Origin of the sequence: Pseudomonas syringae group sp. 243L2 (assembly GCF_032587875.1) — a bacterium.
GTDB classification, from domain to species: domain Bacteria; phylum Pseudomonadota; class Gammaproteobacteria; order Pseudomonadales; family Pseudomonadaceae; genus Aquipseudomonas; species Aquipseudomonas amygdali.
This window is the reverse complement of record NZ_JAWHPL010000010.1, coordinates 169,279-194,270: the sequence shown is the minus strand read 5'-3', so window position 1 is coordinate 194,270 and position 24,992 is coordinate 169,279. Positions and strand designations below refer to the sequence as shown.

Below are 24,992 nucleotides of genomic sequence, written 5' to 3'. Positions count from 1 at the left end.
ACCGATTACTGAAGCGAGGCAAGCCGCGTCAGGCAAAAGCCGTTATCATAAGCGCCTCTTTACCTGCCTTACCACGGACGTCATGACCGAAAACGACTATCTGATCGCCTGGAGCGTCTACGCCTTCGCCGCGTTGGGTTGCCTGCTGGTATGGTTCCTGATGACCCGCTGGATGTGGCGTTATCTCAAGGAACCGTTGCTGGTAGCAGTCGCGGTGCTGCTGTTTACGCCGACCATGGTCGACCCTGCCAAGGATGCGATGGCGCCAGCCGTGGCGATTACCGCGCTCGACCTGATGTTCAAGGTCGGCAGCAATGTCTGGACCGCTGTGTCGGATCTGGCCATGTATGGCATGTTCGCCTTCGCTGCGTACGCGCTGTTCGTGCTTATCCGCTGGCCGATCGAGCGCAGCCGCAAGGCTCGCCAGCCCCGGCCCGCCGCTCAGCCTGTCGACACAGACCCCGCTGACGAACCGTTTGCCGAGGACGATCATTACCCTCGCAAATCCGCTGCGCCGCTTCCTCCGACCAGGGCTGCGCGAGTCGAACCGCGGTTGTAGATCCCGCTTCGTTGGCATGCGCCGTCATTGTCGGCGCATGACCTGCTGCAAAACGTCTTGAAGCGAGAACCTGAGCATGTGTGAACTACTGGGCATGAGCGCCAATGTCCCCACCGACATAGTCTTCAGCTTTACCGGGCTGATGCAGCGTGGCGGGCGTACTGGTCCGCATCGCGATGGCTGGGGCATTGCCTTCTACGAGGGTCGCGGCCTGCGCTTGTTCCAGGACCCCGCAGCCAGCAGTGAATCTGAAGTTGCGCAACTGGTGCAGCGCTATCCGATCAAAAGCGAAGTGGTTATTGGCCATATTCGTCAGGCCAACGTCGGCAAGGTCTGTCTGTCCAACACACATCCTTTCGTGCGTGAACTCTGGGGTCGCAACTGGTGCTTTGCGCACAATGGCCAGCTGGCGGATTTCACCCCCGGTGCCACTTTCTACAGGCCGGTGGGCGATACCGACAGCGAAGCTGCATTCTGCGACCTGCTCAATCGCGTTCGCGAAGCCTTTCCCGAGCCGGTTGAGGTTGAGCAATTACTGCCTTCACTGATCCAGGCCTGCACTGAATACCGTAGTAAAGGCGTGTTCAACTGCCTGTTGAGCGATGGCGACTGGCTGTTTTGCTTTTGCAGTACCAAACTGGTCCAGATCACCCGGCGCGCGCCGTTCGGCCCGGCAAGGTTGAAAGATGTCGACGTGATTGTCGATTTTCAGGCTGAAACAACGCCGCACGACGTGGTGACTGTGATCGCCACCGAGCCATTGACCGAGAACGAAAACTGGAAGCGCTATGAACCGGGCCAGTGGAGCCTGTGGCGCAAGGGTGAGTGCGTGGCGCAAGGCTCGGTCGAGACAGCAGTGCAGTAACAGCGCCTCCACCGGCATACTGGATAAAAGAAGAGGGATATTGATGCTGCGAAGTTATCTGCGATTGGTCCTGTTCACGACAGGCCTGCTGTTCGGGGTACAGATCCCCGGATTCATCAGTGATTACAGCAAGCGTGTCGAAGCGCATCTGATCGAGGCGCAACAGGCCGTCAAGGGCTACACCGCTACTGCGCAGCAGTTCTTCAAGGGCGATATACAGGCGCTGATCCAGCACTATCGCAGCAGCGAAGACCCGGTTTTCCGAGCCGATGCGGACAACATCGATACGTTGATGAGTCGTACCCATATCCTTGAGCGTCAGTGGCTCGGACTCCAGGGACCGTGGTATTCCAAAGCCCTGTTCGTCGTCACGTCTGCCGATGCGGATATTCGCCGGGAAACGTTCAACGGTTATACATGGCAAGTCCTGCTGGCCCCCGAAGTCATTGCCTGGGGCATCATCAGTGCATTGCTGCTGGCCCTTGCGGTGGAAAGCATCGGGCTGTTACTCGGCTGGGTGATCCACGGTGGACGACGCAAGCCGCAACTTGAGCGGGACTGGCGTTGATCGCTGGAGAGGGTAATAACGAGAACGGGCGTTGCGTAGAGTCAGCACGCGCCCGTCATGCTTATTTCGCCAGATGACGCATGCCTTCCTCCAGGCCGCGCAGGGTTAGCGGGTACATCTGTCCTTCAATCAGGTCGCGCACGATATGCGTGGACGTGGTGTAGTCCCAGGCATCCTTGGGGTAGGGATTGATCCAGATGATCTTCTTGAATTTGGCCATGAAGCGCTGCATCCATACATAGCCTGCTTCTTCATTCCAGTGTTCGACGCTGCCACCGGGCTGGGTGATTTCATACGGTGCCATTGAAGCGTCGCCGATGAAAATCACTTTGTAGTCTGCGCCGTACTTGTGCAGCAGGTCTTGAGTGGCGGTCCGCTCCGAGCCGCGGCGCAGGTTGTTCTTCCACACCGATTCGTAGATGAAATTATGGAAGTAGAAATACTCCATATGCTTGAACTCGGTCTTGCAGGCCGAGAACAGCTCTTCGCAGATCTTGACGTGCGCGTCCATCGAACCGCCGATGTCGAACAGCAGCAATAATTTGATGGTGTTGCGCCGCTCAGGGCGCATCTGAATGTTCAGCAGGCCCGCATCGCGAGCGGTGTGATCAATGGTGCCGTCGATGTCCAGTTCATCCGCAGCGCCCTGGCGGGCAAACTTGCGCAGACGGCGCAGGGCCACCTTGATGTTGCGCGTACCCAGCTCGACCTGATCGTCCAGGTTTTTATATTCGCGCTGATCCCACACCTTGACTGCCTTGCCCTTGCGTTCCCCTGCGTCGCCGACACGAATGCCTTCAGGGTTATAGCCCCCCGAGCCGAAAGGGCTGGTGCCACCTGTGCCGATCCATTTGTTGCCACCGGCGTGGCGTTCCTTCTGTTCTTCCAGACGCTTCTTGAATTCCTCGATCAGCTTGTCGAGGCCGCCGAGGGACTGAATCTGCGCGCGTTCCTCGTCACTCAACGAGCGCTCGAACTCTTTGCGCAGCCAGTCTTCGGGGATCAATGCCTGCAAATGATCGTCGAGATTTTCCAGACCTTTGAAATACGCACCGAAGGCCCGGTCGAACTTGTCGAAATGGCGCTCGTCCTTGACCAGAATCGTGCGCGCAAGAAAGTAGAACTCATCGATATCGGCAAAGATAACCCGCTGTTTCAGCGCATTGATCAGGTCCAGCAATTCACGCAGAGACACCGGCACTCTGGCCGCGCGCATTTCGTTGAACAGGTTGAGCAGCATGGCTGTCGCCCTTTTACGTAACGGGGTTGATGGAGGCGCTCAACGGTTGCCGCGGCGGCTCATGAACGCCAGACGCTCAAGCAAATGCACATCCTGTTCATTCTTGACCAGCGCCCCGGCCAGCGGCGGGATCGCCTTGGTCGGGTCGCGCTCACGCAGTACGGCTTCACCGATGTTGTCGGCCATCAGCAGCTTCAGCCAGTCCACCAGTTCGGACGTGGAGGGCTTCTTCTTCAGGCCCGGCACTTTGCGCACGTCGAAAAACACGTCCAGCGCTTCGCTCACTAGGTCTTTCTTGATGTCCGGGTAATGCACGTCGACGATGCGTTGCAGCGTGGCACGGTCCGGGAAGGCGATGTAGTGGAAGAAGCAGCGACGCAGGAAGGCGTCCGGCAATTCCTTTTCGTTGTTGGAGGTAATGATGATGATCGGGCGCTTTTTGGCCTTGATCGTTTCATCGATTTCGTAGACGTAGAACTCCATCTTGTCGAGTTCCTGCAACAGGTCGTTGGGGAACTCGATGTCGGCTTTGTCGATCTCGTCGATCAGCAAAATGACCCGCTCATCGGACTCGAAGGCTTCCCAGAGCTTGCCCTTTTTCAGGTAATTACGTACGTCGTGGACTTTGTCGACGCCCAGTTGCGAGTCACGCAGACGGCTGACGGCATCGTATTCGTACAGGCCCTGATGCGCCTTGGTGGTGGACTTGATGTGCCAGGTGATCAGCTTCGCGCCAAAGGACTCGGCCAGTTGCTCAGCCAGCATGGTCTTACCGGTGCCGGGCTCGCCCTTGACCAACAGCGGACGCTCCAGCGTGATTGCCGCGTTGACCGCCAGCTTGAGATCGTCAGTGGCGACGTATGCCGGGGTACCTTCGAACTTCATGATCAATCCTTTTCACGTGGGTAGGCGCAGCCTGTCGGTGCGCACACCGTAACAGGGGCAAGCAATGCCGGAACTATAACGCGGCTGCCGGACGGCTGTGAACGCAGACGCCTCATTCAGTTCTTGAATGGGGCGTCACGCAGTGACCGGGTCGAAATTGTAACGCTGCTTTCTGTATGGCTAATTTGGCTATACCATACACTTCATGTCGACTAAATACAGATTCAGGGATAAATACAGGATTCAGTTGAGGGAAAAAGACCACCTGCCGCCGCATGTGCATCTGACCGGTGGTGGTCTGGATGTACTGATTTGCCTTGAGCTCGTAGAGCCCATGCGCGGACATGCCCCGACTGTTGTGCTTAAGGAAGCTCTCGAATGGATACGAATTCACCGCGACGAACTGATGGAGGAGTGGAAACGATGGCATCCATGAAACGACCCCGGCTCAAGGATGTTCAGGCGCAGTCCGGATACCGGCTGGCCCTGACATTCATCGACGATCAACAATTCGTCCTCGACATGAGCGCTGATGTGCAGGCTTTTCCGGGGTTACGACCCTTGATTGCTGCTGAAGCTTTCGCCCACGCCCAAGTGGGCGATGATGGCTGGACGGTTGAATGGCCGGAACTGGATATCCAGATCGGTGCGGATACCCTGTATCTCGACGCTCAGGCTCAAGCTGCCACCGACGAAAACACGCGTATTTTCATCGGGTGGCGTGCCCGCACGGGTTTGCCCTTGGCTAAGGCCGCACAGGCGTTGGGTGTCAGCCCTCGCAGTATCACTCGCTACAGCAACTCTCGCGAAGCTACGCCACGTACCCTTGCGCTGGCTTGCCTGGGCTGGGATGCATTGCAGCAACAGGCACATGCCGCCGAGGAGCGGGGCGTTTATTCCGTGGATAAAAAAAACCACTAAGACCCCTTGCTGCTCTCATACCGCGCATTAAATGCCTGTACGAAGGCGTTGCGCAGAATCTGCAGAAACGCCTGGAAGCCGCTGATGTCCTGCTGATGGACGCTGCCGCTCAGGTCGACACGGGTGGCGAACTGGTTTTCCCGCTGGTTTTTCAACACGGTTTCGCTGGTGCCGACCAGCGCTTCCCAGATCGAGCGGAAAACGCCCTTGTCCTTGTTCTCGACGTCCTGATGCCAGTTGAACACGTCCACGTTGCGTAGCAGGGGCTTTATGTAGCCGCTGAGCTGCCCTTTATCCGCTTGCGCTTCAATCACAAGATCGCCGTCACCGGCGTTAAAGTCGAACTTGCCATACGCCGACGAGAAGTCGTTGAGCTTCTTGAGCTGAATGCCGGTGGCGCGCAGTTTGAAGTCGAAATCTTCAAAGTTGCTGAACGGATCGAATCTGGCGGTGCTCTCCAGATCGGCATGGCCCAGCAGACGTGCCTTGCCCTTGAACTCGGCATCGCGGTTGCCTTCCACGTCGACCACGTTGGTCAGGTTGTAGATGCTGGCATTGACCTGATCCGCCTCGATTTTGACCTTGGGCGTGGAGTTGAAGTTATTGAACGTGATGCGCCCGTTATCGATGCGCAATTCGTTGAGGGTGATGGGCAGCAGCTTGTCCATCTGGGTACGCCAGTCGGTGCCCTGACCGGTCTGCGAGTTCTGCTTGCTGCCGCCGTCCACGAAGTTGATCTGCGGGCCGGTGAAGAGGGCTTTCGCGACCACTGCATGGTCATACCAGAGTGAATGCCAGCTGACAGCCAGTTCGATCATCGGTGCGTCGAAAAAGGGCACCGGGACCTTGCCATCGGTCTTTACGATCTTCAGTCCCTTGATCCGGTAAGCCCCTCGCCATAGTGCGAGGTCTACGTCGGTGATCTCACCTCGGTAGTCGCCCATGTCGGCCAGTTTGTCGTTCAGATAGTCGCGCACCAGATAGGGCAAGGCGATATTGATCGCGATCAGCAGAACTACCAGAGCGGCCAGGGTCCATAGCGGCCAGCTGTAGCGACGTTTCATGACATGAGTCTCCTGTTTCAATGAGGGATTGACTACGCACGCGGTCATCCGTTCGGTCAGACTGGACGCCCCAGGGCTGGCGGCATAGGCTTTGGGTCTTTAACCGATGTGCACAAGGACACTTTCATGAGCCGTATCTACGCTGATAACGCCCATTCCATCGGTAATACGCCGCTGGTGCAGATCAATCGTATTGCGCCACGCGGTGTCACGATTCTGGCCAAGATCGAGGGGCGTAATCCGGGCTACTCCGTCAAGTGCCGTATCGGCGCCAACATGATCTGGGACGCTGAAAGCAGCGGCAAACTCAAGCCCGGCATGACCATCGTCGAACCGACCTCGGGCAATACCGGGATTGGCCTGGCATTCGTTGCCGCCGCCCGTGGTTACAAATTGATGCTCACCATGCCCGCTTCCATGAGCATAGAACGTCGCAAGGTACTCAAGGCGTTGGGTGCCGAACTGGTGTTGACTGAACCGGCAAAGGGGATGAAAGGTGCGATTGCCAAGGCAGAAGAGCTGCTGGCGGGCGATCCGGAAAAATATTTCATGCCCGCACAGTTCGAGAACCCGGCCAACCCGGCCATCCATGAAAAGACCACCGGCCCTGAAATCTGGGCGGACACCGACGGCGCTATCGACGTACTGGTGGCAGGCGTCGGGACTGGCGGGACTATCACCGGTATTTCCCGCTATATCAAGCACACCGCAGGCAAGCCGATCCTGTCGGTTGCGGTCGAGCCAGACGGTTCGCCGATTATCACCCAGGCGATGGCCGGTGAAGAGATCAAACCCAGCCCGCACAAGATTCAAGGCATCGGTGCCGGTTTCATTCCGAAAAACCTCGATCTGTCGATTGTCGACCGGGTAGAGCGTGTCACCGATGAAGAGTCCAAGGCCATGGCCCGGCGTCTGATGCAGGAGGAGGGCATTCTCTGTGGTATTTCCTGCGGCGCGGCCATGGCGGCAGCCGTTCGTCTGGCTGAAAAACCGGAGATGCAGGGCAAGACTATCGTGGTGATCCTGCCTGACTCTGGCGAACGTTACCTGTCCAGCATGCTGTTCAGCGACCTGTTTACCGATCAGGAGCTTTCTCAGTAACACATCTTCGCAAGTGTGCACTTCATGCGGGCAACGCAAGGGTTTATGATGACCAGCTTACGCGTCACCGGACGATTATCTCTGTCCCTCCGGTGTTTGCGGTCTTTCATTCAGAATCATGCATCAGTACTGCCCGCGTGACGTTTGGCGTTATCTGCCCGCTTCAAGGAGAGCTTCATGACCCTTTCATTTGTTGCCAAGGCATCGATCCTGATGCTGTTTCTGGGCAGCACGCTGTACGTTCATTTGCGCGGTCGGGCCCGGCTGCCCCTGTTGCGGCAGTTCGTCAACCATTCGGCATTGTTCGCGCCTTACAACGCACTGATGTACCTGTTTTCCCGTGTGCCGTCCGAGCCGTATCTGGATCGCAGCAAATTCCCTGAGCTGGATATCCTCAAGGACAACTGGGAAACCATTCGCGACGAAGCCATGCACCTGTTCGATGAAGGCTACATTCGTGCGGCCGAGAAGAATAACGACGCCGGTTTCGGCTCGTTCTTCAAGAAGGGCTGGAAGCGTTTTTATCTGAAATGGTATGACAAGGCACTGCCATCTGCCGAAGCGCTGTGCCCGAAGACCGTTGAGTTGGTCAACAGCATTCCCAACGTCAAAGGCGCGATGTTCGCGCTGTTGCCGGGCGGCAGCCACCTCAATCCGCACCGCGATCCGTTTGCCGGTTCCCTGCGTTATCACCTGGGGCTGTCCACGCCGAACTCCGATGACTGCCGGATCTTTGTCGATGGCAAGGAATACGCATGGCGTGACGGCCAGGACGTGATGTTCGACGAGACCTACGTGCACTGGGTCAAGAATGAAACGCCGCAGACCCGGGTGATTCTGTTCTGTGACGTCGAGCGTCCGCTGACCAACCGCTTCATGACGCGTGTGAACCGCAGCGTTAGTGCGTTTCTGGGCCGCGCAACCGCGCCGCAGAATCTGGACGACGAGCGGGTCGGCGGGATCAATCAGGCGTATGCGTTCAGCAAGCGCTTCAGCGACGGCTTCAGTGGCAAGGTCAAGCAGTTCAAGCGCGCCAACCCCAAGGCTTACCGCGTTTTGCGGCCTGTGCTGGCGGTAGTGGTGCTGACATTGTTGGGCTACTGGTTGTTTGGTTAAGCAACCGCTTTGATCCGGTTGTCCGCGGTCACGGCGAACAACCGTCAGCCCTTTCTCAGTCCAGATTCACATGCCGGCTCAGCAGCGCTCGCAGCGCTGCAGGCTTGACCGGTTTTGGCAGATAATCGAGTCCTGCTGCGTGCACCTGAGCGATCAACTCCGGACGACCATCAGCGCTGATCAGCACGCCCGGCACTGGTTGCCCCAGGCGTGTTCTTAGCCAGGCCATCAGTTCAGTGCCGGTCTCGCCCTCATCCAGATGGTAATCCACCAACGCAATCTGCGGCCTGACGCCATTGTTCAGCAGTGCTTCGCATTCCTGACGACTGCGAGCGGTCCACACCTGACAACCCCAGCGTGATAGCAGGCTGTTCATGCCGATCAGGATGCTGTCTTCATTGTCGACACACAGCACCTGCGTGCCGTTCAGCGCGGGTCGGCTGACATCCGGCAGCGTGTCGGGCATTGTCGCCGGGGCTGCTGCCAGTGGCACCCGCACGCTGAAAACGCTGCCTTTGCCAAGCCACGAACGCACCTGCAAAGGGTGCTCGAGAATGCGACACAAACCATCGGCAATAGCCAGCCCCAGGCCCAGCCCCTTCGCTGCGTGAGTCTTGTGGCTGTCGAGGCGTTTGAATTCTTCGAAGATCACCTGGCGCTTATCTTCGGGGATGCCCGGCCCGCGGTCCCAGACCTCAAGGCTCAGGCTGTCGCCGTAACGCCTGACACCCAGCAGAATAGGGCCTTTGGCATAGCGGAAAGCATTGGTCAGGAAGTTTTGCAGGACCCGGCGCAATAGCTTGATGTCGCTGTCGACGCGCAGCGAAGTGCCTCTGACACGAAAATTCAGACCTTGCTCCTGGGCCAGCGCTTTGAATTCGGCGCCCAGGGTGTCAAACAGCGCGTTGAGCGGGAATGGTTGGCGGTCCGGGGTGATCTTGCCGTTTTCCAGGCGCGAGATGTCCAGCAGGTCGCTGATCAGGTCTTCGGCAGAACGCAACGAGCTGTCCAGATGCTGGACCAATTGCTGGGCGTCGCTGGAAATTCCGTCCTGCTGATGCGACAGCGCAGCAGAAAACAGCCTTGCAGCATTCAGCGGCTGCATCAGGTCATGGCTGACGGCGGCCAGAAAGCGGGTTTTCGATTCGTTGGCGGCTTCGGCGATGCCCTTGGCCTCGGTCAGCGCCTGATTGAGCTGCGACAACTCATGGGTACGTGCGGCGACACGCTGCTCAAGGCTTTCATTGACGCCTTTGAGGGCCTGTTCGGCGGCACGAAACGCGGTGATGTCGGTGAAACTCATGACGAAACCGCCGCCGGGCATCGGATTGCCGATCAGCTCGATCACCTGCCCGTTGGGGAACAGCCGCTCCGAGGTGTGCGCGCGGCCCTGACGCATCCAGTGCAGACGTCGCGCTACATGCACTTCGGCCTCACCCGGCCCGCACAGCCCACGTTCGGCGTTGTAGCGAATGATGTCGGCAATCGGCCGGCCGACGCCAATTAGGCCTTCGGGGTAATTGAACAGCTCGAGGTAGCGGCGATTCCAGGCCACCAGCCTCAAGGACTGATCCACCACACTGATGCCCTGAGTAATGTTTTCGATGGCCCCCTGCAACAGCGCACGGTTGAACTGCAAGACTTCGGACGCTTCGTCGGCGATGCGTACGACGTCTTCCAGCTGCATGTCGCGCCCTTCAATAGCAGCCTTGACCACGGCGCGGGTCGAGGAAGTGCCTAGCACGCCAGCCAGCAGCCGCTCGGTGTGCGCGATCCACTCTCCGTTGGCATTCAAACTGGGGTTGAAACCCTTGCCTTGTCTGTTGGCGAAGCGAATGAAGCTCTGACGCGCCCGGTCTTCACCAACAAAGCGCGCCGAGAGGTTGAGCAGGTCTTCTATCTGGACGGCGAGCAGCGGTCGGCTGAAGTCGCGCCCCTGGGTTTCCTGGCCAATGAAACGACCTGCCTGCCAGTGCTCCGCCACTCGGGTGCGCGACAACATCGACACCCAGGCGAACAGCGTGCAGTTGCCGGCCATTGACAGCACCACGCCCTGAGTCATCGGTGAGATCGGCAGGTCGAACGGGTTGCTGTGCAGCCAGGACAGTAGCGGGAAATTGCTCAGCGACCAGCCCATGCCATGCGCCGCGACCGGCAATACCAGGGTGTAGAACCAGATGAAGATCCCCGCCGCCAGGCCTGCAAAGACACCACGCCGGTTAGCCTGCTTCCAGTACAGCGCACCGAACATGGCCGGTGCCAACTGGGTGATCGCGGCGAAGGCAATCTGCCCGATAGTCGCCAGGCTGGCCGTTGAGCCCAGCATCCGGTAGCTGACATAGGCCAGCAGGAGAATCATCACAATGCTGATGCGCCTTACCGAGAGCATCCAGTGACGAAACGCTTCAAACGGCCGCTCGGTGTTTTTGCGCCTTAACAGCCAGGGCAACAGCATGTCGTTGGATATCATCGTCGACAGCGCCACGCAGGCGACGATCACCATACCGGTTGCCGCCGATGCGCCGCCGATGAAGGCCAGCAGGGCGAGTGACGGATGAGCGTGCGCCAGTGGCAGACTGATCACGAACGAGTCGGGAAGCATGGACGCGGGCAGCAGCATTTGTCCGGCCAGCGCAATCGGCACGACGAACAATGCAGCCAGTGCCAGATAGGCCGGGAACACCCATTTGGCGAGATTCAGGTCCTGAGGCTCGATGTTTTCGACCACCGTGACGTGAAACTGTCGCGGCAGGCAGACAATCGCCATCATCGCCACACCGGTCTGCACGAACATCGACGGCCAGTTGATCGTGTCTTGCCAGTATTCCTCGAGGCGTGGCGCAAGTTTGGCCTGATTGAACAGGTCGTCGAATCCGTCGTACAGGCCGAACGTGACAAACACGCCGACTGCCATGAACGCGAACAGCTTGACCAGCGCTTCGAAAGCAATAGCCAGCACCATACCGCGATGGTGTTCAGTCACATCCAGATTGCGTGCGCCGAAGACGATGGTGAACAACGCCAGAATCAGCGACACCACCAGCGCGGTGTCCTGAGCGCGGGTGCCGGTGGAATCAGCCACGGCACCGATCAGGATATTCACGCCCAGCACGATGCCTTTCAGTTGCAGCGCGATATACGGCAGCATACCGATCAGGCAAATCAGCGCGACCATGACCGCCAGTGACTGGGACTTGCCGTAGCGTGCCGCGATGAAGTCGGCAATGGAGGTGATGTTCTCCTGCTTGCTGATCAGCACCATCTTCTGCAGCACCCATGGCGCCAGCACCATCAGCACGATAGGCCCCAGATAAATCGGCAGGAACGACCACAGCTGTTCGGCGGCCTGACCCACCGCACCGAAAAACGTCCAGCTGGTGCAATACACCGCCAGCGACAGGCTGTAGACCCAGGCGCGCATGGTCGGGCGCAGCGATGCGCTGTAGCGGTCGCCGTAAAAGGCGATGGCGAACATGATGGCCATGTAGGTAAGGGCAACGGCCGCAATCAGCCCGCTGGACAGCGACATATGAAATTCCACACCGTATCGATAGCGCGCAGTCTCGCACGATGGCCGCGCTTCGTCTTTGTCGACCAAGGTCGAGCGTGGCGGGGTGTCGCAGCTGTTACGCAAACGCTAGTAACGATGAAAAAAGGTGCGGGGTGTTTTGTAAAAAGAAATGTCCTATCGACATTCGGCAGCGTTACGTCTTCAATGTGCCTCGGATTGGCGGCTACGTCAGTTCACCCCAGCCTCTCAGGACCACGGACGATGAGCCAACAGTCACAATTCAGCTTGCTCGGGAAACGCCGTTTCCTGCCGTTTTTCATCACGCAGTCCCTCGGGGCGTTCAATGACAATATTTTCAAGCAGTCATTGATCCTCGCCATCCTCTATAAGCTGAGCATCGACGGGGATCGTTCGATCTATGTCAATCTGTGTGCCTTGCTGTTCATCCTGCCGTTCTTCCTGTTCTCGGCGCTGGCCGGGCAGTTCGGCGAGAAGTACCCCAAGGACACGCTGATCCGCATTATCAAGTTCGGCGAGATCGTCATCATGGCGGTCGGGGCTGCGGGCTTTCTGTTCGATCACCTTGAATTGATGCTGGCGGCGCTGTTCGCCATGGGCACGCATTCAGCACTGTTCGGGCCGGTCAAATATTCGATCCTGCCCCAGCACCTGCGCGAGAGCGAACTGGTCGGTGGCAACGCGCTGGTCGAGATGGGCACCTTCCTGGCGATTCTGGCCGGCACCATCAGTGCTGGCGTGATGATGTCTTCTGCGCATTACGCCTGGGTGGTGGCGGCTGCCATCGTGCTGGTCGCCTGCCTGGGGTTCGTTGCCAGCTTCGGTATTCCGCGCGCGACTGCCGCCTCGCCCGAGATGAAACTCAACTGGAATATTTTCACCCAGTCATGGGCGACCCTGCGCATGGGGCTTGGACAGACGCCCGCAGTCTCGCGCTCGATTGTCGGCAACTCGTGGTTCTGGTTTGTCGGTGCTATCTACCTGACGCAGATCCCCGCCTACGCCAAAGAGTGGATGTACGGCGACGAAACGGTCGTCACGCTGATCCTGACCGTGTTCTCCATTGGCATCGCGCTGGGCTCGCTGCTTTGCGAGCGGTTATCCGGGCATAAGGTCGAGATCGGGCTGGTGCCGTTTGGCTCGATGGGGCTGACGATTTTCGGTCTGTTGTTGTGGTGGCATTCCGGTGGTTTCCCGCAGAACGTGCAGGCCAACGACTGGCTGGCGGTCCTTTCCTACGGGCAGGGCTGGCTGGTGTTGTTCGATATCCTGGGCATTGGCGTGTTCGGCGGTTTCTATATCGTGCCGTTGTACGCCCTGATCCAGTCGCGAACACCGGTGAAAGAGCGCTCACGGGTCATTGCTGCCAACAACATCCTCAACGCGCTGTTCATGGTGGTTTCGGCGATTGTTTCGATCCTGCTGCTGAGCTTCGCCAAACTGTCGATTCCGCAGCTGTTTCTGGCGGTGTCGCTGATGAACATCGCCGTCAATATCTACATCTTCAAAATCGTCCCCGAGTTCACCATGCGCTTCATGATCTGGCTGCTGGGCCATTCCATGTACCGCGTCGAGCATCGCGATTTGAACCGGATACCAGATGAGGGCGCAGCGCTGCTGGTCTGCAATCATGTGTCCTTTGTCGATGCGTTGCTGATTGCCGGTGCCGTGCGGCGGCCGATCCGATTTGTTATGTACTACAAGATCTACCAGTTGCCGGTCCTCAACTTTATCTTCCGCACGGCCGGGACCATCCCGATTGCCGGGCGCAACGAGGACATGGACATCTACGAGCAATCGTTCAAGCGCATCGCTCAGTACCTCGCGGAAGGCGAGCTGGTGTGCATCTTCCCGGAAGGCAAGCTGACCACCGACGGCGAGATCAGCGGCTTCAAGAGCGGCATGAGCCGCATCATTGAGGAAACCCCGGTGCCGGTCATTCCGCTGGCACTACAAGGCCTGTGGGGCAGCTTTTTCAGCCGTGACCCGAGCAAGACCCTGTTCCGTCGCCTCTGGTCGCGTGTGGTGCTGGTCGCGGGTTCGCCCATTGCAGCAGATGTTGCAACGCCGGTGGATGTGCGTGAAGAGGTGAAGGCGCTGAGAGGGAAGGTGCAATAAGCGCTCCGCGCTGCATTGGCACGATATGACTGTCGTGCCAATGCTCGTAGGCATGCATTTCTGCATCCCAGTCATGCGCCGCTCATCAACGACCCTGCCTGGTTTCTTCCTCCGGCATCTTCCTGAAATACGTCGATAGCAACGCACCGGAAATGTTGTGCCAGACGCTGAACAGCGCGCTCGGCACCGCCGCCAACGGCGAGAAATGTGCGCTGGCCAGCGCAGCGCCCAGGCCGGAGTTCTGCATGCCGACTTCCAGCGCCAGTGACTTGCGTTGCGCCAATGGCAGCTTGAAGACCTTGCCGGTGAAATAACCCAGCAAAAAGCCGAAGGTGTTATGGAGGATCACCACGGCCATGATCAACAAGCCCGATTCGGCGATTTTCGCCTGGCTGGCGGCAACTACGGCGCAGACGATCATTACGATGCTCACCACCGAGACCAGCGGCAGCATGTCCACGGCATAGCTGACCCGCGCACCCAGCAGACGCTGTGCAACCACACCGAGCACGATCGGCAGCATGACCAGTTGCAGGATCGACCAGAACATATCGAGGAAGGACACCGGCAGCCACGCCGACGCCAGGAACCAGATCAGGGTCGGGGTCAGCAGCGGGGCGAGCAGGGTGGTCACCGCCGCGATTGCCACCGCCAGCGCCAGATCACCTTTGGCCAGCCAGGCCATGACGTTGGATGACGTACCGCTCGGGCAGCAGCCGACCAGAATCACACCCACAGCGATTTCCGGCGGCAGTTGAAACACCTGACACAGCAACCAGGCCACGCCGGGCATGATCACAAAGTGCGCGACCACACCCAGCGCAACGCGCCACGGGTTTCGCGCCACCTCAGAGAAGTCTTCCAGCTTCAAGGTAAGACCCATGCCGAACATGACAAGACCCAGCAGCGGTACGATCCAGCTTTTCAGACCGATAAAGGCCTGCGGGAACAGAAACGCCAGGATGGCGAACAGCAGCACCCAATAAGCAAAGGTATTACCGACAAACCGACTCAAGGCTGCCAACGCACGCATGGGGTGCTCCCTCCTGTAAAAAAAACTGTGTGAAATGAACGCGCCGTCTCACAGGACGGCGCGGTGTTGCGGGCAGCGACGGGCGGGGATCAGATCCCCTGCGGGATTTCCTCGCCGCCCAGCGCGTCGAACAGTTCCGGCAGGAACTCGCCGAAGGTCAACATCATCAGTGTGAAGCTGGCGTCCAGCTGGCCCAGTGCCTCGTCGCCACCGTCCTGTTCCGCCTGATCCTGCAGCAGGTCTTCGAACTTCAGGCGCTTGACCACCAGCTTGTCGTCCAGCACGAACGACAGTTTGTCCTGCCAGGCCAGCGACAGCTGGGTGACGACCTTGCCGGTGTTCAAGTGCAGCTGAATTTCGTCGCTGGTCAGGTCCTGACGCTTGCAACGTACGATGCCGCCGTCTTCGTGGGTGTCGCGCAGTTCGCATTCGTCAAGCACGAAGAAGTTGTCGGCCGCTTTCTGGGTCTTGACCCAGTCGGTCATGGTCGCACTCGGCGAAACCTTGACGGTCAGCGGACGTACCGGCAACGAGCCGATCACTTCACGCAGGGTCGACAGCAGGTCTTCGGCGCGTTTCGGGCTGGAGGCGTTGACCAGAATCAGGCCCTGCTTTGGCGCGATGGCAGCGAAGGTCGCGGAGCGGCGGATAAACGCACGCGGCAGAAAGGCCTGGATGATTTCATCCTTGAGCTGATCACGTTCCTTCTTGTAGACCTTGCGCATCTGCTCGGCTTCGATCTCGTCGACCTTTTCCTTGAGCGCGTCGCGTACAACGCTGCCCGGCAGAATGCGCTCTTCCTTGCGTGCAGCAATCAGCAGGAAGTCCTGACTGATGTGTACCAATGGAGCGTCCTCGCCCTTGCCGAAAGGAGCGACGAAACCATAGGTGGCCACCTCCTGGCTGGCGCAGGCACGAGCCGGTTTGGTTGCCAGTGCTGTCTCCAGCGCTTCGGCATCGAAAGGCACGTCCTGGGTCAGGCGATAGACAAGCAGGTTTTTGAACCACATGAGGTGAGTCTCTCTTTCTATACAAAGGCGGGCATTATTCGCTCCTCGGCGGCTGCGGCCAACCCTGCACAGAGCGTTTGTAAGCCTTTGGAAGGATTATAAAAATTATTTAAAAAAGTGCTTGCCAGAGTGCAGGTCGCTCCGTAGAATGCGCGCCACACCGAGAGTGAAGGGTGATTAGCTCAGCTGGGAGAGCAGCTGCCTTACAAGCAGCGGGTCGGCGGTTCGATCCCGTCATCACCCACCAAACTCGCTTTTAGTGTTACGCGCAGCGGTAGTTCAGTCGGTTAGAATACCGGCCTGTCACGCCGGGGGTCGCGGGTTCGAGTCCCGTCCGCTGCGCCATATTCAGCTTCAAGGCCCTTGAACTCCTTGAAGCAAACAGAAAGCCCGCCTTGTGCGGGCTTTCTGCTTTCCTGAAACGATGAAGTCTTCGTTCATTCATCGGGGTGTGACAGGCAGCTACCGAGCCATCCTGGTGACCATACGACCAAGCTATTTCCGCCCAGGCTTTCGACCATGCGCGGGCCATCTGCATCGGCCACGTTGGCCAGGGTCAGCAGTCCATTTTGATGCGCGTTGTGAAAACAATATTCAGTGCAGTCATCGCAGTTCAATACCCTTGACGTTTGGTTTCTGACGGCACGGTCTGGTTGATTATTGCAGAGGAGCGCTGTTTTCATGTGATACAAAGTTGTGTGCTTCCACGCATCATCAGGTAAGACTTCCTCTTAGCCAATGTAAGTTATTTCCTTATTTATTGAAGTTTATGACTAGCTCTTTGTTTAACGCGATCAAGTCCTTGATTTCTCATCTTCGCTGGTATTAGCTGGTTTTGTCGGCTGGCGCCTTCAGTGTGCTGACCGAATGTCTTATATCTGATTGTGTAAGGTCGCCCTGTCAGGGCGGTTGAATGCTCTATATTTAAATAAGGAAATTATATGAACACTGGTCTTAAACTGCTCATGGCTGCCTCTGTCATGGCCGCCTCCGTCAGCGCGTTGGCCTTGCCTTTGCTGCACACCGCGACTATCGATCAGCACGGCACTGTCGTTGCTCAATCGTCTCCGTGGATCAAGTCCGTAAGTTACAGTAGTAAGAGCGACTATTTCGCAACGTATAAAGTGATTTTCAATGAAGACCACTTCAAGCGCTCGCCTGGTTTCTGCTCGGCATCTTCTATTGATACCAGTGACTATGAACGGTTGTTCTACGGTCACGTCAAGTTGGGTGGCGCTGCCACCAAAAAAGAAGTCAATGTGTTAGGTCTCATGGTCGGTAAGGACGGTGCCTCGGGTGACGCTTCTATGAGTTTTCAGCTGGCGTGCAGCAACTGATTGAATGAGCCTCACCGGGGTTGGGGGGGGGGGCGAGGGCAGAACCTTGTCAAACGCCTCCGGCTTTCCATCCACCGCATTTGCGCAGATCATCTATCCATTCCCAACAAGAACGGACGTGTCATGAATTTACCTCTTCAGGGCATCAAGGTGGTGGAGCTGGGCCAGCTTATTGCCGGGCCTTTTGCGGCGAAGATCCTTGCCGAGTTCGGTGCCGAGGTCATCAAGGTCGAGCCGCCGCTGACCGGTGATCCTTTGCGCAAATGGCGTTTGCTGCACAACGGCACCTCCGTATGGTGGGCGGTGCAGTCGCGCAACAAGCAGTCGGTGACCCTCGACCTGCGTCAACCAAAGGCGCAGGAGATAGCCCGCCAGCTGATCCGTGATGCCGATGTGCTGGTGGAGAATTTCCGCCCCGGTACGCTTGAGGGTTGGGGGCTCAGTTGGGAAGAGCTACATGCCCTCAATCCGAAACTGATCATGCTGCGCGTCTCCGGCTATGGGCAGACCGGCCCGTACCGTGACAGGCCGGGTTTTGGCGTAATAGGCGAGGCGATGGGCGGTTTGCGTCATTTGTCGGGCGAGCCAGGGCGTACGCCGGTGCGTGTCGGTGTGTCGATCGGCGATTCACTTGCAGCGTTGCACAGCGTGATCGGCATTCTGCTGGCGCTTCGTCACCGCGAGCAGAATGGCGGTGATGGGCAGAAGATAGATGTCGCGTTGTACGAGTCAGTGTTCAACGTGATGGAAAGCCTGATTCCCGAGTATTCGGTATTCAATACTGTCCGTGAGCCAGCAGGCAGCAGCATGCCAGGCATTGCACCGACCAACGCCTACCGCTGCAATGATGGCAAGTACGCGCTGATCGCAGGTAATGGCGACAGTATCTACCGCCGGTTGATGGAAAAAATCGGTCGAATGGATCTGGCCAATGACCCCGAGCTTGAGCACAACGACGGGCGGGTCAGGCATGTGGCACGCATTGATGCTGCCATTTCGACCTGGACCGCCGAGCGCTCGATGGACGAAGTTCTTGCTGCACTCAACGAGGCGCGTATCCCGGCAGGCAAGATCTACGACGCTGCCGATATCGCCGGCGACCCGCATTATCAGGCGCGTGACATGTTGTTGCAGAGCGCGCTGGATGACGGCACGCCCGTTACCCTCCCGGGGATTGTGCCTAAACTTCAAGGCACGCCGGGCCAGGTAAGAACGCCCGCGCCGACCCTGGGTCAGCACACCGACGCCGTTCTCGAAGCACATGGTATAGACGCAGCCACTCGCGCCGAATGGCGTCGGCTTGTCATCATCTGATCCGAAATGCGGCCTTTGCCGTAAACAGAACTCTATTCCAAACGGAGCTGATCCCGTGATTGATCATCTGGACCATCTTGTATTGACCACTGCTGATGTTGACGCCTGCAAGGATTTTTACGTACGTGTCATGGGTATGGCCCCTGAACGCTTTCGCCAGGGTCGACTGGCGTTTCGCTTCGGCAATCAGAAAATCAATGTCCATGAGCGTGGTAAAGAGTTCGAGCCCAAGGCCCATCTACCTGTGCCAGGTGCGCTGGACTTGTGTTTCATTGCCAGCATCCCGCTGGCTCAAGTCATCGCACACCTGCAGGAGCAGGACTGGCCTATCGTTGAAGGTCCGGTGGAGCGTACCGGCGCCACCGGGCCGATTCGTTCTGTGTATGTGCGCGATCCTGATCTGAACCTGATCGAAATTTCCGAATTGGCCTGATTCAGGTAGGCGACGGACTGATCCCTTCCGTGATCGCGGCAGGTCTGGCCTGACCGGTTTTCGGCAGGGGCAAAGGCTCGGGTTGTTTCGGCTTGTCCTCGCCATTCAGCGCCCGGTGCATCTTCTCGCTGTCCAGTGCGCCGACCCATTTGGCGATGGCCATGGTGCCGACGCCGTTGCCGATGGTATTGGTGATCGCCCGCGCTTCGGACATGAAACGGTCCACGCCCAGTAACAGCACCATGCCCGCGACAGGGATGGTGCCAAGTGACGCGAGGGTCGCGGCGAGAATGATGAAGCCTGAGCCCGTGACACCCGCCGAACCCTTGGAGGTGAACATCAGCACCACCAGTACGATCAACTGGTCGGTCAGGGTCAGTGGCGTGTTGGTCGCCTGGGCGATGAAGATCGCAGCAATCGTATAGTAGATCGCCTGGCCGTCCGGATTGAAGGTCAGGCCGGATGGAATGATCATTCCTGCGACCGGTTTTGACACGCCGGCTTTCTCCATTTTCGAGATCATCTGTGGCAGCACCGATTCAGATGAACTGGTGCCCAGCACCGTGAACAGTTCTTCCTTGATGAAACGCAGGAATTTCCAGAGGCTGAAACCGCTGTAGCGGCATATCGGCCCGAGCACGAAGATCACGAACACTGCGCAGGTCAGGTAGACGCAGGCCATCAGTTTGCCCAGGGAAAACAGCGAACCGAAACCATATTTGCCGATGGTGAAGGCAATTGCGCCGAATGCGCCGAGCGGTGCCAGGCGCATGACCATATTGACGATTCTGAACATGCCCTGCATCAGGCTGTCCAGCGCATCGACAAAAGGTTTGGCACGCGGACCTACCTGAGCCAGAGCGATCCCGAGCAGGATCGAGAACAGCAGGATTTGCAGAATATTGCCCTTGGCGAATGCATCGATGATGGTGTCGGGAATGATGCCCATCAAAAAGTCCATGAACGACGAATGCTTCGCCGCGCTGGTGTAGGTGCTCAGGCTGGAAGAGTCCAGCGTTGCCACATCAATGTTCATCCCGGCACCGGGTTTGAATACATCCACCACGACCAGACCAATGACCAGCGCCAGGGTCGACACCACTTCAAAATAGATCAGTGCCCGAAACCCGACGCGGCCCAGCTCCTTCATGTTTTCCATGCGCGCGATGCCGGACACCACTGTCAGGAAAATCACTGGTGCGAGCAGCATCTTGATCAGCTTGATGAATGCATCGCCGATGGGTTTGAGCGCTGCGCCGGTCTCCGGTGCCACAACGCCAACGATGGCGCCTAGAATGACCGCGAGTAAAACCTGTACGTACAGTTTGCCTAGAATGCTTTTCATGACCGGGTCCTGAGTTTTTATTGTTGTCAGGAAATGCCCGGAGACTCGGCAGGCCGGTCTCCGTGGCGTTGTACCGCGATACGACGATGATCTGGCGAACGCGCCTCAGCGGTTGATCAGTTGCAGTACCGCGTCGGTGACCTGCCTGGTGGTGGCCGTGCCGCCGAGGTCCGGGGTATGCAGACCGCTTTCGGTGACCGCCTCGATGGCCGACATCAGGGTCTTGGCCGCTGCCGATTCACCCAGATGCTCAAGCATCATCGCAGCGGTCCAGAACGTTGCAATCGGGTTGGCGACGCCTTTGCCGGTGATATCGAAGGCCGAGCCATGAATCGGTTCGAACATCGACGGGAAGTTGCGGCCTGGGTTGAGGTTGGCGGTAGGGGCGATGCCCAGGCTGCCGGACAGGGCGGCAGCCAGATCGGAAAGGATGTCGGCGTGCAGGTTGGTGGCGACGATGACATCCAGCGACGATGGCTTGAGCACCATGCGCGTGGTCACGGCATCCACCAGCTCCTTGTCGATCCTGACGTCCGGGAAGTCCTTGGCCACTTCGTAGAAAATCTCGTCCCACAACACCATGCCATGGCGTTGCGCGTTGGACTTGGTGACCATGGTCAGGTGCTTGCGCGGGCGAGTGCGCGCCAGTTCGAAAGCGAAGCGATGAATGCGCTCTACACCGGCCCGTGTGAACACCGAAACCTCGGTTGCGACTTCCTCTGGCAAACCACGATGCACGCGCCCGCCATTGCCGGAGTACTCGCCCTCGGAGTTTTCGCGAACGACGACCCAGTCGATCTCGTGGCCGTTGTGCAGCGGGCTCTTTACGCCCGGCAGAACGCGCGCTGGACGTACGTTGGCGTATTGGTCAAAGCCCTGGCAGATCGGCAGGCGCAAACCCCACAGGGAAATATGGTCGGGTACATTCAAGGCACCCACTGCGCCGAAGAAAATCGCATCGAATGTCTTGAGTTCGGCCAGACCGCCTCCAGGAATGTAGTGGCCGTTCTTCAGGTAGTTATCCGAATTCCAGTCAAAGTGTTTGAAGGTCAGGTCGAAGCCGGATTTTTTCGACAGCGCCTGTAGGACTTCAACACCTGCGGCGATCACTTCCACGCCAATGCCGTCGCCGGGTACTGCTGCAATGTTGTAACTGCTCATGGTCCACTCCACTGTCCGGTGCTTTTTGTTGTGCCTGCGAACGCTCTGTTCGACAGGGTGTGGACGGAGTATATGTAGTGAGCCGGAACGTATGAGTTACTCGAAATCACTACATAATTAACTTTGAGTTACCAATGAATCAGACACAGGACCTGTCGTTTTTCCATCTGTTGGCTCAGCAGGGCAGTCTTGCCGCGACAGCCCGCGAACTGGGCGTGACGCCGCCTGCCATCAGCAAACGCTTGAGCCTTCTGGAAGCGCGGCTCGGCACACGCCTGGTGAATCGCACCACGCGGTCCATGAGTCTGACTGCCGAGGGCGAGTTGTATTTCAGCCATGCGGCGCGGATTCTGACCCAGATCGATGAAGTCGAGCAGTTGATCACCAGCAGTTCTGCCAGCCCCAAAGGGCTCATCAGGGTCAACGCTTCACTGGGTTTCGGTCGCCGCCATATAGGCCCGGCACTGGCGGCTTTTTTTGCCCGTTACCCCGAGGTTCAGATCCAGCTGGAAATCAGTGACCACCCACTGGATTTGGCCACCCATGGTTTTGATCTGGGCATTCGTTTCGGCAGCCTTCCGGACGCGGCCTTTCATGCGCGCAAGATCGCATCCAATCGACGTCTGCTCTGCGCATCACCGCTGTACCTGGAAAAGCACGGTACGCCGACACGTCTGGCGGAACTGCAGCATCACAATTGTATTTTTCTGCGTCAGAACGAAACACCCTACGGGGTATGGAGCTTCAGCAACGGGGGGCGTACGCAGAACGTCAAGGTACATGGCGCATTGGGCTGCAATGACGGTGAGGTCGCGCTGAACTGGGCGCTGGAAGGGTTCGGCATTTTGCTGCGGGCTGAATGGGACATTGCCCGGTACGTGCGCAGTGGCCGTCTGCGTCTGGTGCTTGAAGACCAGACACCCACTCGGGCGGACGTCTACGCGGTCTATCCGCAGCAGTTGCATTTGTCCGCCAGGGTGCGTTGTCTGATCGATTTTCTGGTGGAGCGTTTTGCCAGTCTGGATCAGGTTGTCCCGCTGCAAGACCCGCATTGAGCTCTGGACGTCAGCAGCCCTTCGAAGCAGCTCCGTCCTTTGGTACGAATGCAGCCTTGTCGCCTGGTTTGGTAATGACGTAAGCACGTCGCCACGGCTGGTCGTCGATCAGTTTCCAGCGATGGCCAGGGCCGGTGGTGTCCTGTGCCAGTAATATTTCCCCTGGGCGCAGTACGAAATTCTCTCCACCCGTAGTGGAAAATTCGAGCGTGCCTGAAAGGGTGATCACGTATTGCTCTTCCGGTGCGGCGTGCCAGTCATATTGCGAGTGCGCCGGGGTTTCCTTGAAGTGCAGGGCGTTCACATCGGTCATTGCCTTTTGATCAATCGAGCCTTCGATGACGTGTGACAGATTGTCGGGGCCTGTGCACAGCCTGTATGCCTTGATGCCCTCGGTTACAACAATAGGTGGCTTCTTGGTCGCGTAGGCTGAGCTGACCGGCAACATGACTGCTGCGGTGATGGCTGCAAGGCCTGCCAACTGGCAAACTCTCGAGCGCATCGGGCGAAAACGATTGTTCGATTGCATAACACGTTCCTGAGCACGACAAACTGCATAAGCCCTGATCGCCAGTCGTAGTGATCGAAACAGGGGCTGGGCAGATTCGCCCACGCAGCGGATCGAACCACATCCGTTAACGGTTAAAAATTATCTTTAGTTTCATGTTGCCGGGTGCCGCGGCGTCTACCTGTTGTCATATTCATCTATGTCACCCGCCACCCTGAGTTTCCTTACGCTAATGACTCAATCAGTCAGGCTTTCAAGGAGCCTCGGATGCACCCCAGAAAAAGAATTGAAAAACGGTCCGTTGACCATCATCCCGGCATGCCAGCGTTTAGCGTGCCTTTCGATCATCCTGATGATGCGGCGCGCTATGCCCATGAGCGGATCGGCAATCGGCGTGACCGTGAATACGGCGGCTTTATTCTGGTTCGCAAGGATGGCAAGTACGTTGCGACCGAACCCATGAACGGCAGCCGGTTCAGCTTTGACCCCAACGAAGTCTTTCCGCGCAACGATGAGGAGGGGTATGTGCTCTACCCGCAAGGGTATGACGACTATGCGATTTACCATTCTCACCCGTCACTTCAGGCCGGGCTTGAAGAATGGCCGGAGCGTGAAAAGGTTACTTACCCGAACAGTTTTTCAGCGGGCGACATCTATGCAGCGATCGATGACCAGGAGGTTTGTCCGGCGACTTATCTTTCCGGACCTGACGGCTCCTTGATCAAATACACGCTGTCCCGTTCTGCCGCCGAAGACACGCTGTTCGCGCGCGTAGCCGGACCGCCAGGCATGCCGCACCTGAGTGAACTCAGTCAGATCCACAAGGCGCTGCAGAACCTCACCATGCTGCCCAGTGATGTGGTCCGGTTGCTCGCAGGTGCCGGGGATCTGGAAGTGATAGTGCCCAGTCGTCTGTGGGGGCGGGTCGGGAAAGTGTCTACAGACTGGCGCCCTTATCCGGACGATGCCACCACTCGCACGCCTCCTGTGACATCGCCTGCAAGCTGCGCCGTGCAATGGCCACCCAGGCCTCTGAGCTTCAGCGTGCCGTTCACCCGTGCTGATGAAGCTGCACGTTACGCGCACGGCCGGATCGGTACTCGCATTCATTCGCAGATCATCGGTTTCCTACTGTTCAACCCGGTAACGCGCGCTTATCTGATCGCCGAGCCGATCCTTGAAGAGGGTGCTCCGGTCTACGCACCCTGTTCGGCGTTTCACCCCGATGCTTACTACCGGCCTGCATTACCTGATGGCTATCGTGTTGACGGCATGTATTTTTCATCTGCCAACCTCGTAGCTGAGGGCGGGCGTGAAGTAGTGAGTGATTTCTTCGACCCGGACGATCTGCATCGCATGTTCAGTTATCGGTACAAGCCTGCACAGCGACCCAAAGGCTCGCCAATTCGTTACGGCTTCGAGATGTCGGCAGTTTATTTCTCGGCAGCCGATGGTGCGCTGCTCGCGTACACACCCAGCCGGTCCGACGAGGAGCTTCGGCTTTTACGAAGCGTATCGCGCGTGTACTCGGGGGCTGAGTCCATCCAGGCGCAACTCGCCGCAGGTACGATCAATGTGCAGGACTTTGTTCGCGCAGTGGCACGAGCCGGGCACCTGCGCGTGCTGCAGACCAGTAAGCGCTGGCCTCATGCCGGGGTGGTCAGCCCCGTGTCATGAGCCCTTCGCTGCAAACCTGCGCGTTTCCCGTGCGAATCACAAACTGAACTGCAACTGAACAATCCAGTGCCGCGCCGGGAAAACCTTTGGATACCTGAACTTATCGGCGTTTTCTCCCTCTCATGCCGGTAGCCATTGATCGCGGCGGCCTGA

Annotated in this window: 22 protein-coding genes and 2 tRNA genes; 15 read left to right on the top strand and 9 right to left on the bottom strand. The window is 58.0% G+C overall.

Features of this window, described 5'->3' with window-relative positions; genetic code table 11:
• Positions 1 to 82: 82 nt before the first annotated feature.
• The 3 genes from RYB66_RS04810 to RYB66_RS04800 all read left to right on the top strand — a co-directional run bounded on the left by RYB66_RS04810 (position 83) and on the right by RYB66_RS04800 (position 1,992).
• Complete coding sequence (locus tag RYB66_RS04810) at positions 83 to 559, top strand: hypothetical protein (RefSeq protein WP_005740964.1); 477 nt, start codon at positions 83 to 85, stop codon at positions 557 to 559.
• A 76-nt stretch (positions 560 to 635) separates the two neighbouring features.
• Complete coding sequence (locus RYB66_RS04805; RefSeq protein ID WP_005782804.1) at positions 636 to 1,424, top strand: class II glutamine amidotransferase; 789 nt, start codon at positions 636 to 638, stop codon at positions 1,422 to 1,424.
• Between the two features lie 43 nt (positions 1,425 to 1,467).
• A complete protein-coding gene (locus RYB66_RS04800; RefSeq protein WP_005782803.1) occupies positions 1,468 to 1,992 on the top strand; it encodes a DUF2937 family protein in 525 nt (174 codons plus the stop codon).
• A 61-nt stretch (positions 1,993 to 2,053) separates the two neighbouring features.
• Here the strand turns inward: RYB66_RS04800 and RYB66_RS04795 are convergent, their stop codons facing one another.
• A complete protein-coding gene (locus tag RYB66_RS04795) occupies positions 2,054 to 3,232 on the bottom strand; it encodes a vWA domain-containing protein (RefSeq protein WP_004664285.1) in 1,179 nt (392 codons plus the stop codon).
• A 39-nt stretch (positions 3,233 to 3,271) separates the two neighbouring features.
• Entirely contained in the window at positions 3,272 to 4,117 is an 846-nt protein-coding gene (locus RYB66_RS04790; RefSeq protein WP_002552618.1) for an AAA family ATPase, read from the bottom strand.
• 205 nt (positions 4,118 to 4,322) lie between these two features.
• Between RYB66_RS04790 and RYB66_RS04785 the strand changes: the two genes are divergently transcribed.
• Together RYB66_RS04785 and RYB66_RS04780 are read left to right on the top strand one after the other, a co-directional pair.
• A complete protein-coding gene (locus RYB66_RS04785) occupies positions 4,323 to 4,553 on the top strand; it encodes a DUF4160 domain-containing protein (RefSeq protein WP_044317730.1) in 231 nt (76 codons plus the stop codon).
• Complete coding sequence (locus RYB66_RS04780; protein WP_004657733.1) at positions 4,550 to 5,038, top strand: DUF2442 domain-containing protein; 489 nt, start codon at positions 4,550 to 4,552, stop codon at positions 5,036 to 5,038. The genes RYB66_RS04785 and RYB66_RS04780 overlap by 4 nt, the downstream gene beginning before the upstream one ends.
• Here RYB66_RS04780 and RYB66_RS04775 read toward each other — a convergent pair.
• On the bottom strand, positions 5,035 to 6,102 hold the full coding sequence (locus tag RYB66_RS04775; protein WP_005740961.1) for a DUF748 domain-containing protein: 1,068 nt from the start codon (positions 6,100 to 6,102) through the stop codon (positions 5,035 to 5,037). The genes RYB66_RS04780 and RYB66_RS04775 overlap by 4 nt on opposite strands.
• A 126-nt stretch (positions 6,103 to 6,228) precedes the next feature.
• Here RYB66_RS04775 and cysK point away from each other — a divergent pair, with 126 nt between their 5' ends.
• On the top strand, positions 6,229 to 7,203 hold the full coding sequence (gene cysK / locus RYB66_RS04770; protein ID WP_002552621.1) for a cysteine synthase A: 975 nt from the start codon (positions 6,229 to 6,231) through the stop codon (positions 7,201 to 7,203).
• A gap of 177 nt (positions 7,204 to 7,380) precedes the next feature.
• Positions 7,381 to 8,319 (top strand): aspartyl/asparaginyl beta-hydroxylase domain-containing protein, encoded by a 939-nt coding sequence (locus tag RYB66_RS04765; RefSeq protein ID WP_004657737.1) that lies wholly within the window; start codon positions 7,381 to 7,383, stop codon positions 8,317 to 8,319.
• A 55-nt stretch (positions 8,320 to 8,374) separates the two neighbouring features.
• Here the strand turns inward: RYB66_RS04765 and RYB66_RS04760 are convergent, their stop codons facing one another.
• Complete coding sequence (locus tag RYB66_RS04760; protein ID WP_316893924.1) at positions 8,375 to 11,848, bottom strand: NahK/ErcS family hybrid sensor histidine kinase/response regulator; 3,474 nt, start codon at positions 11,846 to 11,848, stop codon at positions 8,375 to 8,377.
• Positions 11,849 to 12,091: 243 nt separating this feature from the next.
• Between RYB66_RS04760 and RYB66_RS04755 the strand changes: the two genes are divergently transcribed.
• Complete coding sequence (locus RYB66_RS04755; protein ID WP_002552624.1) at positions 12,092 to 13,966, top strand: MFS transporter; 1,875 nt, start codon at positions 12,092 to 12,094, stop codon at positions 13,964 to 13,966.
• Positions 13,967 to 14,051: 85 nt separating this feature from the next.
• On the opposite strand, the gene RYB66_RS04750 is transcribed toward RYB66_RS04755, so the two are convergent.
• Positions 14,052 to 14,999 (bottom strand): bile acid:sodium symporter family protein, encoded by a 948-nt coding sequence (locus RYB66_RS04750; RefSeq protein ID WP_316893923.1) that lies wholly within the window; start codon positions 14,997 to 14,999, stop codon positions 14,052 to 14,054.
• A gap of 89 nt (positions 15,000 to 15,088) precedes the next feature.
• Positions 15,089 to 16,009 carry a recombination-associated protein RdgC gene (gene rdgC / locus RYB66_RS04745; protein WP_002552626.1) on the bottom strand — a complete coding sequence of 307 codons (921 nt, stop codon included), beginning with the start codon at positions 16,007 to 16,009 and terminating at the stop codon, positions 15,089 to 15,091.
• 171 nt (positions 16,010 to 16,180) lie between these two features.
• Between rdgC and RYB66_RS04740 the strand changes: the two genes are divergently transcribed.
• From RYB66_RS04740 to RYB66_RS04715, 5 genes are all read left to right on the top strand, one after another.
• A tRNA-Val gene (locus tag RYB66_RS04740) sits at positions 16,181 to 16,256 on the top strand.
• Between the two features lie 21 nt (positions 16,257 to 16,277).
• Positions 16,278 to 16,354: transfer RNA gene (locus tag RYB66_RS04735), tRNA-Asp, on the top strand.
• Positions 16,355 to 16,950: 596 nt separating this feature from the next.
• Positions 16,951 to 17,346, top strand: coding sequence for a hypothetical protein (locus RYB66_RS04725; protein ID WP_316893922.1), 396 nt, complete (start codon positions 16,951 to 16,953; stop codon positions 17,344 to 17,346).
• A gap of 123 nt (positions 17,347 to 17,469) precedes the next feature.
• On the top strand, positions 17,470 to 18,660 hold the full coding sequence (locus tag RYB66_RS04720; protein ID WP_316893921.1) for a CoA transferase: 1,191 nt from the start codon (positions 17,470 to 17,472) through the stop codon (positions 18,658 to 18,660).
• A gap of 55 nt (positions 18,661 to 18,715) precedes the next feature.
• Complete coding sequence (locus RYB66_RS04715) at positions 18,716 to 19,093, top strand: VOC family protein (protein ID WP_002552629.1); 378 nt, start codon at positions 18,716 to 18,718, stop codon at positions 19,091 to 19,093.
• A 1-nt stretch (position 19,094) separates the two neighbouring features.
• On the opposite strand, the gene RYB66_RS04710 is transcribed toward RYB66_RS04715, so the two are convergent.
• Together RYB66_RS04710 and RYB66_RS04705 are read right to left on the bottom strand one after the other, a co-directional pair.
• On the bottom strand, positions 19,095 to 20,438 hold the full coding sequence (locus tag RYB66_RS04710) for a dicarboxylate/amino acid:cation symporter (RefSeq protein ID WP_316893919.1): 1,344 nt from the start codon (positions 20,436 to 20,438) through the stop codon (positions 19,095 to 19,097).
• A 105-nt stretch (positions 20,439 to 20,543) separates the two neighbouring features.
• Positions 20,544 to 21,599, bottom strand: coding sequence for a tartrate dehydrogenase (locus RYB66_RS04705; RefSeq protein ID WP_057454090.1), 1,056 nt, complete (start codon positions 21,597 to 21,599; stop codon positions 20,544 to 20,546).
• A 134-nt stretch (positions 21,600 to 21,733) separates the two neighbouring features.
• Here RYB66_RS04705 and RYB66_RS04700 point away from each other — a divergent pair, with 134 nt between their 5' ends.
• Positions 21,734 to 22,654: a LysR family transcriptional regulator gene (locus RYB66_RS04700; RefSeq protein WP_002552632.1), complete on the top strand. Its 921-nt coding sequence runs from the start codon at positions 21,734 to 21,736 to the stop codon at positions 22,652 to 22,654.
• A 10-nt stretch (positions 22,655 to 22,664) separates the two neighbouring features.
• Here RYB66_RS04700 and RYB66_RS04695 read toward each other — a convergent pair whose 3' ends face one another.
• Complete coding sequence (locus tag RYB66_RS04695; RefSeq protein WP_005782786.1) at positions 22,665 to 23,183, bottom strand: hypothetical protein; 519 nt, start codon at positions 23,181 to 23,183, stop codon at positions 22,665 to 22,667.
• A 246-nt stretch (positions 23,184 to 23,429) separates the two neighbouring features.
• On the opposite strand from RYB66_RS04695, the gene RYB66_RS04690 reads away from it, so the two are divergent.
• Entirely contained in the window at positions 23,430 to 24,839 is a 1,410-nt protein-coding gene (locus RYB66_RS04690; protein ID WP_316893918.1) for a DUF4329 domain-containing protein, read from the top strand.
• The last annotated feature ends 153 nt before the right edge of the window (positions 24,840 to 24,992 follow it).

Bases quoted from the DNA above. Each gene is read 5' to 3' on its own strand.
- RYB66_RS04810 (WP_005740964.1), top strand. From the start codon at position 83: ATGACCGAAAACGACTATCTGATCGCCTGGAGCGTCTACGCCTTCGCC.
- RYB66_RS04805 (WP_005782804.1), top strand. From the start codon at position 636: ATGTGTGAACTACTGGGCATGAGCGCCAATGTCCCCACCGACATAGTC.
- RYB66_RS04800 (WP_005782803.1), top strand. From the start codon at position 1,468: ATGCTGCGAAGTTATCTGCGATTGGTCCTGTTCACGACAGGCCTGCTG.
- RYB66_RS04795 (WP_004664285.1), bottom strand. From the start codon at position 3,232: ATGCTGCTCAACCTGTTCAACGAAATGCGCGCGGCCAGAGTGCCGGTG.
- RYB66_RS04790 (WP_002552618.1), bottom strand. From the start codon at position 4,117: ATGAAGTTCGAAGGTACCCCGGCATACGTCGCCACTGACGATCTCAAG.
- RYB66_RS04785 (WP_044317730.1), top strand. From the start codon at position 4,323: ATGTCGACTAAATACAGATTCAGGGATAAATACAGGATTCAGTTGAGG.
- RYB66_RS04780 (WP_004657733.1), top strand. From the start codon at position 4,550: ATGAAACGACCCCGGCTCAAGGATGTTCAGGCGCAGTCCGGATACCGG.
- RYB66_RS04775 (WP_005740961.1), bottom strand. From the start codon at position 6,102: ATGAAACGTCGCTACAGCTGGCCGCTATGGACCCTGGCCGCTCTGGTA.
- cysK (WP_002552621.1), top strand. From the start codon at position 6,229: ATGAGCCGTATCTACGCTGATAACGCCCATTCCATCGGTAATACGCCG.
- RYB66_RS04765 (WP_004657737.1), top strand. From the start codon at position 7,381: ATGACCCTTTCATTTGTTGCCAAGGCATCGATCCTGATGCTGTTTCTG.
- RYB66_RS04760 (WP_316893924.1), bottom strand. From the start codon at position 11,848: ATGTCGCTGTCCAGCGGGCTGATTGCGGCCGTTGCCCTTACCTACATG.
- RYB66_RS04755 (WP_002552624.1), top strand. From the start codon at position 12,092: ATGAGCCAACAGTCACAATTCAGCTTGCTCGGGAAACGCCGTTTCCTG.
- RYB66_RS04750 (WP_316893923.1), bottom strand. From the start codon at position 14,999: ATGCGTGCGTTGGCAGCCTTGAGTCGGTTTGTCGGTAATACCTTTGCT.
- rdgC (WP_002552626.1), bottom strand. From the start codon at position 16,009: ATGTGGTTCAAAAACCTGCTTGTCTATCGCCTGACCCAGGACGTGCCT.
- RYB66_RS04725 (WP_316893922.1), top strand. From the start codon at position 16,951: ATGAACACTGGTCTTAAACTGCTCATGGCTGCCTCTGTCATGGCCGCC.
- RYB66_RS04720 (WP_316893921.1), top strand. From the start codon at position 17,470: ATGAATTTACCTCTTCAGGGCATCAAGGTGGTGGAGCTGGGCCAGCTT.
- RYB66_RS04710 (WP_316893919.1), bottom strand. From the start codon at position 20,438: ATGAAAAGCATTCTAGGCAAACTGTACGTACAGGTTTTACTCGCGGTC.
- RYB66_RS04705 (WP_057454090.1), bottom strand. From the start codon at position 21,599: ATGAGCAGTTACAACATTGCAGCAGTACCCGGCGACGGCATTGGCGTG.
- RYB66_RS04700 (WP_002552632.1), top strand. From the start codon at position 21,734: ATGAATCAGACACAGGACCTGTCGTTTTTCCATCTGTTGGCTCAGCAG.
- RYB66_RS04695 (WP_005782786.1), bottom strand. From the start codon at position 23,183: ATGCAATCGAACAATCGTTTTCGCCCGATGCGCTCGAGAGTTTGCCAG.
- RYB66_RS04690 (WP_316893918.1), top strand. From the start codon at position 23,430: ATGCACCCCAGAAAAAGAATTGAAAAACGGTCCGTTGACCATCATCCC.